General features: G+C 67.4%; 15 protein-coding genes and 4 tRNA genes. 12 read left to right on the top strand and 7 right to left on the bottom strand.

The genetic code is table 11. The annotated features are described in order from the left end of the window. Positions 1–72: 72 nt before the first annotated feature. From aguB to PW843_17160, 5 genes are all read right to left on the bottom strand, one after another. Positions 73–951 carry an N-carbamoylputrescine amidase gene (gene aguB / locus PW843_17180; GenBank protein ID MDE1148323.1) on the bottom strand — a complete coding sequence of 293 codons (879 nt, stop codon included), beginning with the start codon at positions 949–951 and terminating at the stop codon, positions 73–75. Positions 952–1,012: 61 nt separating this feature from the next. Then, complete coding sequence (locus PW843_17175; protein ID MDE1148322.1) at positions 1,013–1,777, bottom strand: ABC transporter ATP-binding protein; 765 nt, start codon at positions 1,775–1,777, stop codon at positions 1,013–1,015. Continuing rightward, complete coding sequence (locus PW843_17170) at positions 1,774–2,772, bottom strand: iron ABC transporter permease (GenBank protein ID MDE1148321.1); 999 nt, start codon at positions 2,770–2,772, stop codon at positions 1,774–1,776. The genes PW843_17175 and PW843_17170 overlap by 4 nt, the downstream gene beginning before the upstream one ends. Next, positions 2,769–3,632 (bottom strand): ABC transporter substrate-binding protein, encoded by an 864-nt coding sequence (locus tag PW843_17165; protein MDE1148320.1) that lies wholly within the window; start codon positions 3,630–3,632, stop codon positions 2,769–2,771. Before PW843_17165 ends, PW843_17170 begins: the two co-directional genes overlap by 4 nt. A gap of 87 nt (positions 3,633–3,719) precedes the next feature. Next, entirely contained in the window at positions 3,720–5,021 is a 1,302-nt protein-coding gene (locus PW843_17160) for a pentapeptide repeat-containing protein (GenBank protein MDE1148319.1), read from the bottom strand. A gap of 181 nt (positions 5,022–5,202) precedes the next feature. Here PW843_17160 and phoU point away from each other — a divergent pair, with 181 nt between their 5' ends. After that, entirely contained in the window at positions 5,203–5,934 is a 732-nt protein-coding gene (gene phoU, locus PW843_17155; protein ID MDE1148318.1) for a phosphate signaling complex protein PhoU, read from the top strand. Positions 5,935–6,013: 79 nt separating this feature from the next. Next, positions 6,014–6,784, top strand: a complete 771-nt coding sequence (locus tag PW843_17150; GenBank protein MDE1148317.1) for a hypothetical protein — start codon at positions 6,014–6,016, stop codon at positions 6,782–6,784. A gap of 36 nt (positions 6,785–6,820) precedes the next feature. Here the strand turns inward: PW843_17150 and PW843_17145 are convergent. Further along, positions 6,821–6,896: transfer RNA gene (locus PW843_17145), tRNA-Thr, on the bottom strand. A 35-nt stretch (positions 6,897–6,931) separates the two neighbouring features. Continuing rightward, positions 6,932–7,654 (bottom strand): 23S rRNA (guanosine(2251)-2'-O)-methyltransferase RlmB, encoded by a 723-nt coding sequence (gene rlmB, locus PW843_17140; GenBank protein MDE1148316.1) that lies wholly within the window; start codon positions 7,652–7,654, stop codon positions 6,932–6,934. Between the two features lie 400 nt (positions 7,655–8,054). Between rlmB and PW843_17135 the strand changes: the two genes are divergently transcribed. The 10 genes from PW843_17135 to rplL all read left to right on the top strand — a co-directional run bounded on the left by PW843_17135 (position 8,055) and on the right by rplL (position 13,474). Then, positions 8,055–8,140, top strand: a tRNA-Tyr gene (locus tag PW843_17135). A 114-nt stretch (positions 8,141–8,254) separates the two neighbouring features. After that, positions 8,255–8,328: transfer RNA gene (locus PW843_17130), tRNA-Gly, on the top strand. A 67-nt stretch (positions 8,329–8,395) separates the two neighbouring features. Then, complete coding sequence (gene tuf / locus PW843_17125; protein ID MDE1148315.1) at positions 8,396–9,586, top strand: elongation factor Tu; 1,191 nt, start codon at positions 8,396–8,398, stop codon at positions 9,584–9,586. A gap of 358 nt (positions 9,587–9,944) precedes the next feature. Then, positions 9,945–10,020: transfer RNA gene (locus PW843_17120), tRNA-Trp, on the top strand. Positions 10,021–10,125: 105 nt separating this feature from the next. Beyond that, the gene (gene secE, locus PW843_17115) at positions 10,126–10,323 is read left to right on the top strand and encodes a preprotein translocase subunit SecE (protein MDE1148314.1); all 198 of its coding nucleotides are present in this window, start codon (positions 10,126–10,128) and stop codon (positions 10,321–10,323) included. Positions 10,324–10,328: 5 nt separating this feature from the next. Next, positions 10,329–10,862: a transcription termination/antitermination protein NusG gene (nusG, locus tag PW843_17110; GenBank protein ID MDE1148313.1), complete on the top strand. Its 534-nt coding sequence runs from the start codon at positions 10,329–10,331 to the stop codon at positions 10,860–10,862. 163 nt (positions 10,863–11,025) lie between these two features. Continuing rightward, positions 11,026–11,460 (top strand): 50S ribosomal protein L11, encoded by a 435-nt coding sequence (gene rplK, locus PW843_17105; protein MDE1148312.1) that lies wholly within the window; start codon positions 11,026–11,028, stop codon positions 11,458–11,460. Further along, positions 11,460–12,164 (top strand): 50S ribosomal protein L1, encoded by a 705-nt coding sequence (gene rplA, locus PW843_17100; protein MDE1148311.1) that lies wholly within the window; start codon positions 11,460–11,462, stop codon positions 12,162–12,164. The genes rplK and rplA overlap by 1 nt, the downstream gene beginning before the upstream one ends. Before the next feature lie 359 nt (positions 12,165–12,523). Beyond that, positions 12,524–13,042, top strand: a complete 519-nt coding sequence (gene rplJ, locus PW843_17095; GenBank protein MDE1148310.1) for a 50S ribosomal protein L10 — start codon at positions 12,524–12,526, stop codon at positions 13,040–13,042. A 51-nt stretch (positions 13,043–13,093) separates the two neighbouring features. Beyond that, a complete protein-coding gene (rplL, locus tag PW843_17090; protein MDE1148309.1) occupies positions 13,094–13,474 on the top strand; it encodes a 50S ribosomal protein L7/L12 in 381 nt (126 codons plus the stop codon). The last annotated feature ends 149 nt before the right edge of the window (positions 13,475–13,623 follow it).

Here is a 13,623-nt window from a genome sequence, read left to right as displayed (position 1 = left end):
TTGGGGCCAATGCACGACACATTTGTCGCATTTATTGTTGGTTAATCCGTCATTTATCGGCTGATTTCATGGTCAACCCCTGCGTGTGCGTCCATCCAGGGTCAACAGGGACGCATAGAGCTCCGGCCGGCGGTCGCGGAACACGCCCCAGGACGATCGCATGGCCGCGACCTCGTCCAGATCGAAGGTGGCGGTCAGCACCGTCTCTTCCGTGCGAGTCGCCTCCGCCACCTTGGCGCCCTTGGGATCGGCGATGAAGGACGACCCGTAGAAGGTGATGCTGCGGTCGTCGTCCGCCTCGGTGCCGATGCGGTTGCTGGCCACCAGCGGCACCAGGTTGGCGCCGGCATGGCCCTGCATCACCCGTTGCCAATGGTCGCGGCTGTCCAGGGTGGGGTCCTGCGGTTCCGAGCCGATGGCGGTGGGGTAGAACAGGATCTCCGCCCCCTGAAGCGCCATGGCGCGGGCGGTTTCCGGGAACCATTGGTCCCAGCAGATGGCGGTGCCGATGGCGGCGTATCGGGTCTGGTAGACCTGGAAGCCGGTGTCGCCGGGGCTGAAGTAGAACTTTTCCTGATAGCCCGGGCCGTCGGGAATGTGGCTCTTGCGGTAGACGCCCAGGATGGCGCCGTCGGCGTCGATCATGGCCAGCGAGTTGAAGTAGGCGTTGCCCGCCCTCTCGAAGAAGCTGGTGGGCAGTACGACCTCAAGCTCGCGGGCCAGCGCCGAGAAGTGGGCCAGCACGGGATGCCCCTCCGCCGGGGCGGCGTGGGCGAAGTGCGCGGCCTTCTGGTTGATGCAGAAATAGGGCGTCTCGAACAGTTCCTGGGGCAGGATGATCTGGGCGCCGGCAGCGGCGGCCCGGCGCACCAGCGCCTCCACCCGGTCGATGTTGCCGCCCTTGTTCCAGTCGCACCACGTCTGGGTGGCCGCCACCGTCACCTGTCGCATCGCACTGCTCCTTTCCCTGGAATTTCAAGGTGGCCCATCATAGCGCCGTCCGTGACAGCCGCTAGCGCCGGGCAATAAAAATCGGCTGGCCATCGACCTGGCCCCGGGCGATCTCCACGCCGTAAATGGTATGCAGCAGCCCCGGTTCCAGTACCTCGGCCGGCGGACCGTCCGCGACCAGCCGCCCGCCGTGCAGCATCAGCACCCGGTCGCACCAGCCGGCCGCCGCGTTCAAATCATGCAGCACGGCCAGGACGGCGGCCCCTTGCCCCGCCATGTGTTTCAGCAGCGCCATCACCTGCACCTGGTGCAGGGGGTCCAGGCCGGCCGCCGGTTCGTCCGCCAGCAGGATGTCCGGCTGCCCCGCCAGGGCACGGGCCAGCAGCACCCGCGCCCGTTCACCCCCCGACAGGGTGGTGGCGACGCGCGTACGCAGATGGGCGCAATCGGCGGCGGCCAATGCCGTCTCCACCGCCGCGCGGTCGGCGGGACCGTCGGCGCGGAAGGGGCCGCGATGGGGCAGGCGGCCCAATTCCACCACATGCGCCACCGTCAGCGGCCAATGGATGTCACGGTCCTGCGCCAAATAGGCCAGGCGGCGGGCCGTGGCGCTGTCGGGCGGGCTGGCCAGGGGCGCACCGTCCAGCGTCACCCTGCCGCCATCCGGCCGGCGCAGGCCCGCCAGGACGCGCAGCAGGCTGGACTTGCCCGCCCCATTGGGGCCGATCAGGCCGCACAGCTGCCCTGGATTCAGGGCCAGGGATACGCCGTCCAGCACGGTGCGGGCGTCCAGGGCCAGGCGGATGTCATGGGCTTCCAGGGTCATGCCAGCCTCCGCCGCGTCGCCAGCACCAGGCCCAGGAAGAAGGGCGCGCCCAGCAGGGCGGTGACCACGCCCAGCTTCAGCTCATGCCCCGGCCCGCCCAGGCGCAGGGCCGTGTCGGCCGCCAGCACCAGGCAGGCCCCGCCCAGGAAGGACGGGACCAGCAGGCGGCGCGGCTGGTGCCCCACCAGCGGGCGCAGCAGGTGGGGCACCACCAATCCCACGAAACCCACGGCCCCGGTGACGGCCACCGACGCGCCCACCGCCAGCGCGGTGCCCAGCACCACCCGGGCGCCCACCCGGCTGACGGGAAAACCCATGGACCGGGCGGTATCCTCCCCCAGCGACAGGGCGTCCAGCGCCGGCCCAGCGCTCAGCAGCAGGGCCGCACCCACGGCGATGAAGGGGGCGGCCAGATAGACCTGGTCCAGGGTGCGGTCGGCCAGCGAGCCCATCATCCAGAAGACGATCTCCGCCAGCGCGTAGGGGTTGGGCGATAGCGACAGGGCCAGCGAGGTGGCCGCACCCGCGAAACTGCTGAGCGCGATGCCGGCCAGGATCAGGGTCAGCACGCCCACGCTGCGGCCGGCCAGGGCGAACAGCAGGGCCACGGCCAGCAGGGCGCCCGCGATGCCGCCCAAGGGCAGGCCCAGGGGCAGGGCATTGGCGAAGCCGCTGTAGAAGGCGATGACGGCGCCCAAGGCGGCGCAGGGCGACACGCCGATGACCGCCGGCTCCGCCAGCGGGTTGCGCAGCATGCCCTGCAGGGCGGCACCGCTCATGCCCAAGGCACCGCCCACCAGCAGGCCCAGCAGGGCGCGGGGCAGCCTGATCTCCGTGAAGATCACCATGGCCGTGCCGCCCCCACCGCTGCGCCAGTCGGCCAGCACGCCGCCCAGCGACACGCCGCTGGCGCCGATGGACAGCGACGCGACGAACAGGGCCGCCGCCAGCGGCAGCAGCAGGGCCCGGGGGTGGCGACGCAGGAAGGCGGTCATGGCGCGACTTTCCCATGGTGGGCCAGCCAGTCGGCGCGGGCCAGGGCCAGGGCCTCCACCGCCGCCGCCGTGTAGGGGCCGCCGCAGCCCAGCAGGTTCTCCGCCAATTGCGGACGGCGGTCCGGCGGCAGGGCGCGGCGCAGGGCCGGATGGTCAATCAGGGCGCCGGACAGGGACGGCCGGTCCTTGGGCGCAGTATTGGCGATCAGCAGGTCGGGCGGGTCGGCGGCGATGCCCTCCACCGTCAGATAGCCGTAGCCCTTCAGGCCGTGGGCCTCGGCGTAGTTGGCCAGGCCCGCCGCCGCCATGACGGCGGCCGTCAAGGTGCCGGCGCCGGAGGTGAAGGCGCCCGGCGCCAGCGACAGGGCGGTGGGGCGGCGCGCGTCCGTGGGTGCGGCCGCGGCCAGGCGCCGGTCCATGTCGGCCAGCAGTTCCTCACCCCTGGCCGATTCGCCCAAGGCGGCGGCCACGGTGCGCACCTGGGCGCGGATTCCGTCGAAATCGGCGATCAGGCCCACCTGTACCACCGGGATATGGTGGGCCTTGGCCAGGCGCACCGCCGGCTGGGCCGTGTACTTGCCGGCCAGCACCAGGTCGGGCGCCAGGTGCAGCAGTTCCTCCGCGCCACCCTGGGTGACGGGGATGCCGCCGATACGGTCGGCGACATAGGACAGTTCCGGGTCGCGCGCCAGGTGCGACAGGGCGGCGATGCGCGCCGGCGGCAGCAACAGTGCTGCCAACTGGTCGGTGCACAGGTTCAGGGAAACCACGCGTTGCGGGGCTGGTTCGGCCAGGGCCGGCGGCGGGGCCGACAATGCTGCGCCCAGCAACAGCGCCTGCAAGGACCGGATGATCGTCAACGGTGCCGCTTCCCCATCGCCGCGCCGGGCGGATCCCCGGGCGCGGGTCCCATGGTTAGCGGCGTCGCCTCCCGCTGGGAAGGGCGATCAGTCGTCGTCGTCGTTGATGGCGGCCGGCATGGTGGCGCCGTCCAGCTGGGCACCCTCCAGCTGGGTCCCGCGCAGGTTGGCGTCGATCAGGTTGGCGCCGCTGAGGTCGGCGGCACGCAGGTCGGCGCCGGTCAGGTTGGCGCTGCGCAGGTTGGCGCGTTGCAGGCTGGCGTGCGTCAGCTGGGCATCGGCCAGGTTGGCGGGCCACAGCCGGCCGGTGGGGCGCCCGTCCGGCCCCTTGATATCGACGGAGCCGATTTCCGCTCCGTCCAGCTTGGCGCCGGTCAGGTCGGTGCCGCGCAGGCTGACGCCGTCCATGGTGGCGCCGCTGAGGTCGGCGCCCCGCAGGTCCGCGCCGGCCAGGTCGGACATGATGAACAGGGCGTCGCGCAGCTTGGCGCCCACCAGCTTGGCGTTCTTCAGGTTGGCGCCGCTGAGGTTCACGCCGTTCAGGTCGATGTGGCTCAGATCCTCGGCCGCCAGTTCGGCGCGCACGCCCTTGGCGCCGTTGGTGTTGATCCAGGTGCGGTGCAGGTTCAGCGCCTCCTGGATCTTCTGTGAGAAGTTTTCCGAACCGCGGGCCAGGTTGGCGCCGGTGGTGTCCACGCCCGACAGGTCCACGCCTTCCAGGTTGGCGCCCGTCAGGTCGGCATTGGTCAGGATGGCGCCGGCCAGCGTGGCGCCAGCCAGGCGGCAGTCGCGCAGCACGGCGCCGGTCAGGTTGCTGCCCGACAGGTTGACGCCCCGCATGTCGCAGCCGGTGAAGTTGGCGGCCTTCAGCATCGCTTTGGACAGGTTGCAGCCGGCCAGTTGCGCGCCGGAGCAGTCGGCCCCCACCATGCTGCTTTCGCTGAGGTCGGCGCCGGCCAGGTTGGCGCTGGACAGCAGGGCGTCATCCATGTCGGCGCCGCGCAGGTCGGACTGCATCATGCTGACCTGGCCGGGGCCCCGGCGGTCCAGCAGCGCCCCGCCGCGCAAATCGGCCTCGCGCAGGATGGCGCCCTTCAGGCGGGCGCCGCGCAGATGGGCGCCGCGCAGGTCGGCGCGATAGAGGTTGGCGTTGACCAGGACGGCGCGGTTCAACCGCGCCGCGAAAAGATCGGCCAGGCTGAGGTTGACATTCGTGAAGTCACAGCCAGTGAGGTTGGCCCCGGACAACTTGGCGGATTGCAGATTCATGCCGGAGAAGCTGGCCCCCTGCAAATCAACCAGGGGCAGCATTGCCCGCGCGCCGCCGGTTTTCTTTTTCAGCCAACGGTCGTGCTTTTCCAGAACGGCGATCAATTCGTGAGGGGTCATGCCCTGGCCGGGCCTTTCAATGACAGTACGAAATTTGGGTCGCAGTCTGTATTTCTTTTGGACTGGTTACAACTGAACATCCTACTCCTTTGCTAAGAAAACATTGACGTTGGGGCCGCTTCGACCATGCTTGGTCCCTATCTTCCGGTCAGATGGCCGTCCCCGAGAAATGAGAGAGCGCATGTCCACCGGCCATATCGTGGCGTCCTATGATGAGGAACTGGCCCAACTCCACCACGCCATCACCGAGATGGGGCGGCTGGCGTCGGTTCAACTGGGCCAGGCGCTGAAGGCCACGCTGGACCGCGACGGCGACCTGGCCGCCGCCGTGATGGCCAGTGACGCCCGCATCGACACCCTGGAACGCCAGGTGGAGGCCCAGGCCCTGAAGGTGCTGGCCTTGCGGGCGCCGGTGGGCCGCGACCTGCGTGAGGTGGTGGCGGCGTTGAAGATCGCCACCAACCTGGAACGCATCGGCGACTTCGCCGCCAACGTCGCCAAGCGCTCCCTGGCGCTGAACCAGTTGCCGGAGGTGGAACTGACCCGGTCGCTGCGTCGCATCGGCGATGCCGCCAACGACATGCTGACCCAGGTGGTGACGGCGTATGCCGACCGCGACGCGGTGGCCGCATTGGCCGTGCGCGATGCCGACAGCGAGGTGGATCTCGCCTACACCGCCCTGTTCCGCGAACTGCTGACCTACATGATGGAAGCGCCGCAGCGCATCACCGCCTGCACCCATCTGATGTTCGCGGCCAAGAACCTGGAACGCATCGGCGACCACGCCACCAACATCGCCGAGACGCTGTGCTTCCAGATCCAGGGCCGCGCGCCGGAGACGGAGCGGACCAAGGGCGACGACAGCGCCTCCACCGTCCTGACGCCGGCGGACAGCCCCTCCGCCAGCGCGTGAAGGCGCTCGGCACGGTGTTTGCTTATCTGTCGGGTGGATCGCCCCGCTGGGCGGTTGTCGCCCAGAGATGAGCCGCCCCATGCCCCGCGCCGCGTCCGTTTTCCCATCGTCCCCACGCCGCCTTCCCTGGCGCCTGCCGCTGGCCGCGTGCGGCCTTATGTTGGCCGGTGGCCTGCTGTCCGGCTGCGCGGAACGGCCGGTGGCGGCCCCCTTCATGACCCAGCCGCAGTACAAGATGGAAACGATGGCCCATTGGGTGATCGTGGCCAACGACGTCGCCTCGGCAGTTTCCGCCTATCTGTCCGAACAGACGGGGCAAAAACCGCCGGTGCAGGTCTATCTGACCCGCCATAGCGACACCACCTTCGCCGATGCTTTCCAGCAGGCCATCACCACCGCCTTCGTCCAGAACGGCAACGCGGTGGCGCAGGAGCCCAAGCCCGATGTGGTGGCCATCGCCATCGACGTGCTGCCCGTCGCCCATGCCAAGTTCCACGGCGGGAACCACAGCGTCCCGGGCCCGCTGACGGCGCTGGGCGCCGGCGTGGCGGTGGGGCGCTTCATGCTGGACGCCCTGCCGTGGGGCATCACCGCCGCGGCCGCCGGCATGGCGCTGGATGCCAAGAGCGCCTCGGTGGAGGAAACCTCGACCGAACTGATGCTGACGGTGTCGATCAGCCGGGACGGGTATTTCATCTACCGCTCGTCGGCGGTCTACTACGTCGATGACGACGCCCTGGCCGAATATATGGGCGGCCCCGGCGCCAGCGGCCGCTACCGCAGCTTCAACGACGTGCCCGAGGGCAACATCGGCCTGGATTTGGGCCACAAGCCGTATGTGATTAAGTAGTTTGGTTCGTGCGCCTCAGGCGCTTGAATCAGGAAATGGTGCCGGCTGCGGGACTTGAACTCGCGACCTACCGCTTACAAGGCGGTTGCTCTACCAGCTGAGCTAAGCCGGCACATTCCTGGTGGCCGTTACGGCGCGGGGCAGACCTTAGCGTCGCCGTGCGACCTCGTAAAGCGCCACGGCGGCGGCATTTGAAACATTCAGGCTGCCGATGGGCGGCCGGGTGGGCAGATGGGCCAGGGCGTCGCAGCGTTCCATGGTCAGGCGGCGCAGGCCGTCGCCCTCCGACCCCATGACCACGGCCACGCGGCCGGGGAAATCCAGCTCGTGCAGTGCCTTCGGGCCCGATTCGGCCAGGCCCACGCACCAGAAGCCGCCCTCCTGCAATTCGGTCAGCGCCCGCGACAGGTTGGTGACGCGCACGATGGGCACCACCTCCAGCGCGCCCGACGCCGTCTTGGCCAGCACGCCGGTCACTTCCGGCGCGTGCCGGTCCTGGACGATGACCGCCTTGGCGCCGAACGCGGCGGCGGAACGCAGGATGGCGCCGACATTGTGCGGGTCGGTCACCTGGTCCAGCACCACCACCATGTCGGTCTCGCCGCAGGCGCGGGTGACATCGGCCACGTCCAGCTCGGGCAGGGGGCTGGCGTCCAGCACCAGGCCCTGGTGGACGGCGCCGGCCGGCAGCAGGCGGTCCAGCGCCTCACGTTCCACCACCGTGGGCGCGGGCCGGGTCAGGCCGGCGGCCGTGGCGGCGGCGAACGCCTCCGTCATCAGGTCCAGGCCCGCCGCCGTCGCCAGCAGGGCCTTGCAGCGCCGTTCCGGGTTGGTCCAGGCGGCCACCACCGGATGCTGGCCGTACAGCATGCCGGGCTTGGGCGCCGGCTTCTTGGCACCGCCCCGGGGTTCCCGGTTGTCGGGCTTCCCTTCGCCCCGCGCCTCATGCGCACGCGCACGATCGCCTGCGCCCTGCGCCCCCTTGGGCGCGGACACGCCGGGTCTGCCGCCATCGCGGGGCGGGCGGGGGGAATGGGAGGGGGAGGGGCCGTTGCCGCCGGTGCGGGAACCACCCTGGCCTGAATGTCCAGATCGCTTCATGGTGCCATCCTTAGCGCCAGCGGGGCAGGGGTGCCACTGCTTTTGGCGGTCATGGCGCTGTTATCCCCAAGACTTTTTGCCGGACTGAAAATTCATCGTTGACAGGTGGGGGTCGAAACGCCTACTCACCCGTCCACCGTTTTCGACCCCGGTCGGACACGCGGCGCACGGAAGGGTGGCCGAGTGGTTAAAGGCAGCAGACTGTAAATCTGCCCGCGTTAGCGTACGTAGGTTCGAATCCTACCCCTTCCACCATTTTACCGGCAAAACCGCCCCCCAGAAAATGAGGGGTGGGTTTGCTGGTTCCCCGCGTGCGCGAAGCAGTTTCCGGGGACGGCAGCGGCCCGATGTCGGGGCCGGTAGCATCAGGCGGGTGTAGCTCAATGGTAGAGCAGAAGCCTTCCAAGCTTACGACGAGGGTTCGATTCCCTTCACCCGCTCCAGCTTACGGCATCACGTGAATTCCAAAGCTTAACTTTCAGACTGTCAGGCACAAAGGCGGATAGGACCATGGCCAAGGCGAAATTCGAGCGCAACAAGCCGCATTGCAACATCGGCACGATCGGTCACGTTGACCATGGCAAGACGTCGCTGACCGCTGCCATCACGAAGGTGTTGGCCGAGAGCGGTGGCGCGACGTTCACCGCGTACGACCAGATCGACAAGGCCCCGGAAGAGAAGGCTCGTGGCATCACGATCTCGACCGCCCACGTCGAGTACGAGACGGGCAACCGTCACTACGCCCACGTCGACTGCCCCGGCCACGCTGACTATGTGAAGAACATGATCACCGGCGCCGCGCAGATGGACGGCGCGATCCTGGTGGTGTCGGCCGCCGACGGCCCGATGCCGCAGACTCGTGAGCACATCCTGCTGGCCCGTCAGGTCGGCGTGCCCGCCCTGGTCGTGTTCATGAACAAGGTCGACATGGTCGACGATCCCGAGCTGCTGGAGCTGGTGGAGCTGGAAGTGCGCGAGCTGCTGAGCAGCTACGACTTCCCTGGCGACGACATTCCGATCGTGAAGGGCTCCGCCCTGTGCGCCCTGGAAGACCGCAGCCCCGAGCTGGGCAAGGACGCCATCCTGGAGCTGATGAAGGCGGTCGACGCCTACATCCCGCAGCCGGAGCGTCCGGTTGACAAGCCCTTCCTGATGCCGATCGAAGACGTGTTCTCGATCTCCGGCCGCGGCACCGTGGTGACCGGCCGTGTCGAGCGCGGCATCGTGAAGGTGGGTGAGGAAATCGAGATCGTCGGCCTGAAGGCCACGGTGAAGACGACCGTCACCGGCGTCGAGATGTTCCGCAAGCTGCTGGACCAGGGTCAGGCTGGCGACAACATCGGCGCGCTGCTGCGCGGCACCAAGCGTGAAGACGTCGAGCGTGGCCAGGTCCTGGCGAAGCCCGGCTCGATCACCCCGCACACCAAGTTCGTGGCCGAAGCCTACATCCTGACGAAGGAAGAAGGCGGCCGTCACACCCCGTTCTTCACCAACTACCGTCCCCAGTTCTACTTCCGCACCACGGACGTGACGGGCATGGTCTCGCTGCCGGAAGGCACCGAGATGGTGATGCCGGGCGACAACGTGCAGGTGACCGTGGAGCTGATCGCCCCGATCGCCATGGACGAAGGCCTGCGCTTCGCCATCCGTGAAGGCGGCCGCACCGTCGGCGCCGGCGTGGTCGCCAAGATCATCGCCTAAAGTACGCGTGCGGAGGTTTGGCCATGCCTCGCCCTCGGGCGGGGCATGTGCCTGCCGTGATGGGTTGAGGGGTGCCCCCGGTTTCCGGTGGCACCCCTTTGCCTTTAAGTAGGGGAGGGTGCCCAGGCGCCCCGGGAATGCCCCTTGGGATCGCCGCAGGGCCACCCCCAAGCCCCTGAAAACACCGCTTTTCACCGCGCCCCGGGGCCGGGGAAAGGGGTGGCGCCGGACCATCGGCCGCTTGCTGGAATGCAGGTCTGCCCCGCGTACGGGGGACGTGCTGTTTTATCTGGACAAGCGGTCCCGAATGGTGAATAAACCGGCGCTCCGTGACGCGGGAAACTGCGGCCGGCGACGTAGGAGTGTAGCTCAACTGGTAGAGCACCGGTCTCCAAAACCGGGGGTTGGGGGTTCGATCCCCTCCACTCCTGCCACGTCGCCCCGCTGAAAACGCGTCCGGACGGCCTCGCGGGCCGGATGCCGGCAGGGATGCCGGAATAGTAATGACGAGTAGCTCTGAACGTGGTGGCGTAGCCCTTATGGCGAAGACCAGTCCTGCCCAGTTTGTACGCGAAGTTAAGCGTGAGATGACCAAGGTGACGTGGCCGTCCCGTAAGGAGACGGTTATTTCCACCTGGATGGTGTTTCTCATGGTCATCGTCGCGTCTCTGTTCTTCCTGGCGGTCGATCAGATCATCGCGTTCGCTGTCCGCCTCGTTTTCGGTATCGGAGGCTAAGTCCCATGTCCGCCGCGCGCTGGTACGTCGTTCACGTCTATTCGGGCTTCGAGAAGAAAGTCTCCCAGTCCATCCGTGAGAAGGCCGAGCAAAAGGGCCTTCAGGATATGTTCGAAGAGATCCTGGTCCCGACCGAAGAGGTCGTGGAGGTGCGCCGTGGCGCCAAGATCAACTCCGAGCGCAAGTTCTTCCCCGGCTACGTGCTGGTGAAGATGCAGCTGACGGACGACACTTGGCACCTGGTGAAGAACGCGCCGAAGGTGACGGGTTTCCTGGGTGGCGGCGGCAAGCCCCAGCCCATCAGCGAGGCGGAAGCCTCGCGCATCATGAACCAGGTCCAGGAGGGGATTGAGCGGCCGAAGCCCTCCATCCACTTCGAGGTGGGCGAGCAGGTGCGTGTCACCGACGGCCCCTTCACCTCGTTCACCGGCCTCATCGAAGAGGTCGACGAGGACAAGGCGCGGGTCAAGGTGGCGGTGTCCATCTTTGGCCGTGCGACCCCCGTCGAGCTCGAGTACACGCAGGTCGAAAAGATTTAAGCGGGAAGGCCCTCTCCGGAGGGTTTTCCCATTCCCCGCGCGGGAGGCGAGCCCGGTTCCGAATGGAACAAGTCCATGGGGGCAAGCCGCACCGCGCATCCCGCAGATCCGGGTGGCGTCGCCGACAAGGCGGTTCCGTCCGGATTGTTGTTGAGGAAGTGTCATGGCGAAGAAGATCGTCGGTTACATCAAGTTGCAGGTGCCGGCCGGCAAGGCCAACCCGTCGCCGCCCATCGGCCCGGCGTTGGGTCAGCGCGGCCTGAACATCATGGAATTCGTCAAGGCGTTCAACGCGAAGACGGCCGACCTGGAGCAGGGCATGCCCATCCCGGTCGTGATCACCGCCTACGGTGACCGCACCTTCACGTTCGTCACCAAGACCCCGCCGAACACCTACTTCCTGAAGAAGGCCGCCGGCATCACCAAGGGTGCCGTGCAGGTTGGCAAGGGTGCCGCCGTCGGTTCGGTGAAGATGTCTCAGATTCGCGAAATCGCGAAGACCAAGATGCCTGACCTGAACGCGAACGACATTGAGGCGGCCGCCAGCATGCTGGTCGGTTCCGCTCGGTCCATGGGCCTGGAAGTGGTGGAGGATTGATCATGGCCGGCAAGCGTCTCAAGAAGGCTAACGCCACCGTCGACCGCAACAAGTTCTACGCCCTGGACGAAGCCGTCCAGACGGTGAAGGGCAACGCCACCGCCAAGTTCGACGAGACCGTCGAAATCGCCATGAACCTGGGCATCGACCCGCGTCATGCCGACCAGATGGTCCGCGGCATGGTTCAGCTGCCCAACGGCACCGGCAAGACCGTTCGCGTCGCCGTGTTCGCCCGTGGCCCCAAGGCTGACGAAGCCCTGGCCGCCGGTGCGGAGCTGGTCGGTGCGGAAGACCTGGCCGACAAGATCCAGGCGGGCGAGATGAACTTCGACCGCTGCATCGCCACCCCGGACATGATGGCCCTGGTCGGCCGTCTGGGTAAGGTGCTGGGCCCGCGCGGCCTGATGCCGAACCCGAAGCTGGGCACCGTGACGATGAACGTCGGCGAAGCCGTGAAGTCCGCCAAGGGCGGCTCGGTCGAGTTCCGCGCCGAGAAGACCGGTATCGTCCACGCCGGCGTGGGCAAGGCCAGCTTCAGCCAGGAAGCCCTGACGCAGAACGTCCAGGCTTTCGTGTCCGCGATCAACCGCGCCAAGCCGACGGGTGCCAAGGGCACCTACATCGAGAAGGTCAGCCTGAGCTCCTCCATGGGCCCGGGCCTGAAGCTCGACGTGTCGGCGCTGGTCGCTTCGATCGTCGCCTAAGGCGTATTCGAGTTTCCGTGATCGCCGTCCGGCCTTCGGGTCCGGGCGGCGGTGACGGCTTGGGAAGGCGGCGCAATCCTTCTTCCCAACCCTGTCCGAGACTGCGGGCGCCAAGCCGGTACCGATTTCCCTTCGCGGGGAATGACGTCCGGGGCGGCTTAATGCAACGCCGGCATAGACGGGAGTAGCAAGTTGCCAGGCTGGACGGGTTTCCCCGCGCTCGCTTGGGTCAGGCTTGTCACTTCTGGGGCAGGTTCACCGGTTCCGATCGACGCCCGCTCGCGGGAACAGGCCGGGACCACATTTGGACCGGGGGGAAGGGTGTCAGCCCATCCGCCCCAGTTGTTAGGAGGCGAACCGTGGATCGCACAGAAAAGCAAGCGACGATCGCGGCCCTGAATCAGGCGCTCTCCGCCACCTCTTTGGTCGTTGTGACCCGCCAGTCGGGCATGACGGTCGCCGAGGTGACGGATCTGCGTCGGAAGATGCGGGCCGCTGGCGCAAGCTTCAAGGTGACCAAGAACCGGCTCGCCCGTATCGCCCTGAAGGGCACCCAGTTCGAAAAGCTGGACGACCTCTTCGTCGGCGTGACCGCCATCGCTTACTCAAGCGATCCGGTCGCGGCTGCGAAGGTTGCCGTCGCTTATGCCAAGGCCAATGACAAGTTCAAGATCATTGGCGGCGGCATGGGCTCGGTCGTCCTGGACGACAAGGGCATCGAGGCTCTCTCGAAGCTGCCGTCGCTGGACGAACTGCGTGGTCGCCTGCTTGGCATGATCCAGACGCCCGCCACCCGCATCGCCGGTGTGTTGCAGGCGCCCGGTGGCCAGGTTGCGCGCGTGCTGTCGGCTTATGCCACGAAGGGCGAGGCGGCCTGAGCCTCGCGTACTTATCGTTTTTCAAGACAAGATCTGATTTAGGAGATACCCATGTCCAAGCTGGAAAAGCTGGTTGAAGAGCTGTCCGCTCTGACCGTCATCGAAGCCGCCGAGCTGTCGAAGCTCCTGGAAGAGAAGTGGGGCGTGTCCGCCGCCGCTCCGGTGGCCGTCGCCGCCGCTGCCGGCCCGGCCGCTGAAGCCGCCGCTCCCGCCGAAGAGCAGACCGAATTCACCGTGATCCTGGTCGACGCTGGCGACAAGAAGATCAACGTGATTAAGGAAATCCGCGCCATCACCAGCCTGGGCCTGAAGGAAGCCAAGGACCTGGTCGAGGGTGCGCCGAAGACCGTCAAGGAAGCCGCCACGAAGGACGAGGCTGCTAAGATTAAGAAGCAGCTGGAAGACGCCGGCGCGAAGGTCGAAGTGAAGTAAGAAACGACCCCTTGCGGACGTTTCTGAAAAAAGTGATGGCGCTGGACGGTGGCACCCCCCATATGGGGGACCGCCGCCCAGCGCTGTCGCCTTTTCCCGGAGGGTGGCGTATGCTGAACCTCCAAGGTCTTCCCGAAGAAGGTTTCCGA

The sequence above is a fragment of the Azospirillaceae bacterium genome (assembly GCA_028283825.1).
Lineage (GTDB): Bacteria > Pseudomonadota > Alphaproteobacteria > Azospirillales > Azospirillaceae > Nitrospirillum.
The sequence above is the reverse complement of the archived record's forward strand: the minus strand, read 5'-3'. Positions and strand labels throughout refer to the sequence as shown.

Bases quoted from the DNA above. Each gene is read 5' to 3' on its own strand.
- phoU (MDE1148318.1), top strand. From the start codon at position 5,203: ATGTCCACCGGCCATATCGTGGCGTCCTATGATGAGGAACTGGCCCAA.
- PW843_17170 (MDE1148321.1), bottom strand. From the start codon at position 2,772: ATGACCGCCTTCCTGCGTCGCCACCCCCGGGCCCTGCTGCTGCCGCTG.
- PW843_17175 (MDE1148322.1), bottom strand. From the start codon at position 1,777: ATGACCCTGGAAGCCCATGACATCCGCCTGGCCCTGGACGCCCGCACC.
- nusG (MDE1148313.1), top strand. From the start codon at position 10,329: ATGTCCGCCGCGCGCTGGTACGTCGTTCACGTCTATTCGGGCTTCGAG.
- tuf (MDE1148315.1), top strand. From the start codon at position 8,396: ATGGCCAAGGCGAAATTCGAGCGCAACAAGCCGCATTGCAACATCGGC.
- aguB (MDE1148323.1), bottom strand. From the start codon at position 951: ATGCGACAGGTGACGGTGGCGGCCACCCAGACGTGGTGCGACTGGAAC.
- secE (MDE1148314.1), top strand. From the start codon at position 10,126: ATGGCGAAGACCAGTCCTGCCCAGTTTGTACGCGAAGTTAAGCGTGAG.
- PW843_17150 (MDE1148317.1), top strand. From the start codon at position 6,014: ATGCCCCGCGCCGCGTCCGTTTTCCCATCGTCCCCACGCCGCCTTCCC.
- rlmB (MDE1148316.1), bottom strand. From the start codon at position 7,654: ATGCTGTACGGCCAGCATCCGGTGGTGGCCGCCTGGACCAACCCGGAA.
- PW843_17160 (MDE1148319.1), bottom strand. From the start codon at position 5,021: ATGACCCCTCACGAATTGATCGCCGTTCTGGAAAAGCACGACCGTTGG.
- rplL (MDE1148309.1), top strand. From the start codon at position 13,094: ATGTCCAAGCTGGAAAAGCTGGTTGAAGAGCTGTCCGCTCTGACCGTC.
- rplK (MDE1148312.1), top strand. From the start codon at position 11,026: ATGGCGAAGAAGATCGTCGGTTACATCAAGTTGCAGGTGCCGGCCGGC.